This is a genomic window from Arachidicoccus sp. (genome assembly GCF_050436765.1).
In the GTDB taxonomy this organism is placed as follows: Bacteria; Bacteroidota; Bacteroidia; order Chitinophagales; family Chitinophagaceae; genus Arachidicoccus.
The window spans coordinates 1-1,549 of the sequence record NZ_JBNQGD010000235.1 but is presented as its reverse complement, the minus strand read 5'-3'; the positions used below and the strand labels follow the sequence as shown (position 1 = coordinate 1,549).

The 1,549-nt window shown below is 36.9% G+C and carries 1 protein-coding gene; it reads right to left on the bottom strand.

What is annotated here, in order from left to right:
- Positions 1 to 946: 946 nt before the first annotated feature.
- Entirely contained in the window at positions 947 to 1,339 is a 393-nt protein-coding gene (locus tag ACQR30_RS10290; protein WP_429734709.1) for a hypothetical protein, read from the bottom strand.
- Between the last annotated feature and the right edge of the window lie 210 nt (positions 1,340 to 1,549).

Here is a 1,549-nt window from a genome sequence, read left to right as displayed (position 1 = left end):
CGCTCACTCGTCTAGTTCGGTCTTTTTCGTCTCTTGCTTGCCGTTCCCCGTTGATAGGCTGTTTCGCTTGTTTGCGTGTTTGATATTCGTACATTTTGTGCATCCAATTTAATTCTATTTAATTTCAGAGTTGATTCATCCGAAAATGAAAGCTCTCGGTATGTTTGCACGGGCGGCTTATCGTCAAATGCAGATTCAAGCTCGTCGCAATGGTCACGGACACGCTCACAATCCGGGTCCTCCGATTACGTGGTATGTTAAAATTTCAAACATTTTCACTTCTATTGCCATGTTACGGATAAAAACAAGCTTTTATTTGTGGCCGTGTCATGACGCTAGCAGTGACGGTGCACGTCAACATGAAATTGTGTTTTCTGTCAATTTTTGCCTTATTATATATCATTCGAAAGCTGAAATTGAGACAAAATTAATGATGATATTCCCACAGCGATCCTTCTGTTTGCTTTTGAGAAAAACAAAAAATAAAAAAGTCTGTTTTTTTCGCATTTTTTAAATACCTGGATTTTGAAATCTCAGCGTCTAAATACAAAAGTGGTCAAAGAAACTCTGCTTATCTTGCGATTACGAGTCGAATGAGTATAAGCACGGCTATATTTATTTGGATATTTACCGAGATCCATCAAAATCCAAATTGCTCATTTTTGGTGCTTACTCAAAATGAATGGATATCTGTTGTATGATCAAAAAATGAAAAAACCCGGCGAGAGTCCACGCATTTTTGCTTGCCGGTCATTTTGAGCTTATAAACGTAAAAATTGGATAGAATCTGAAAGAGTTATAATGGGTTTAAGACAACACAACCTTTTTTTTGCATTTTTGTAATTATTTTCTGCATTTTTTTTCACATTTTCGATATTTTTTGTTGATGAATTTTGAAAAAGGACAAATAACAAGTGCAACTTTTATTATAAACCGCCATCAACAATTACAGTTCTTCATATTCGCTACGATCAAAAAGAAATACCTTGACGGAATATTGCTTTGCAGCATAAAGCAAAACCTTCAGATGATTCGATCGCTTAATTTTGTCGACTATTTGCCCAAAATTAGAATGCAACGACTCAAGACCTTCTTCGGACATATTACTAAGGCATCGATTTTTGCGCACAAAAGTCTCCAGATGCTTTAACGCTACATGACATTTGTTTGAACGAATAAAGCAACGCGTGTCTTCAAGGGCTTGTAACAGTTTTTTGTTTGCGCTGACAATTTGTTCAATCTCAACATCAGACAGCTTAGCATTGGTAAGTGATGTTTGCGTGCAAAAATCAGCGAGCGGCTCAAGAACAGCAACGATGTCAGCATACTCTTTAGACAAAACAAGACCTACAAAAGTATAATTTACAATCTTAAATGATCAAATTACCAGTAAATTTTGCTCGGTTTTCGCACAATTTTCGAATTTTTGGACCATTGAGGTCATCGGATTTGTACGACTTTTTGAAACCAAGCGTGTCAGTAAATTCAACAAAGGCATGGCCGAGACTTTTTGGTTTGCATACGTTTGGCCTCTAATTGCTTTGCGCAC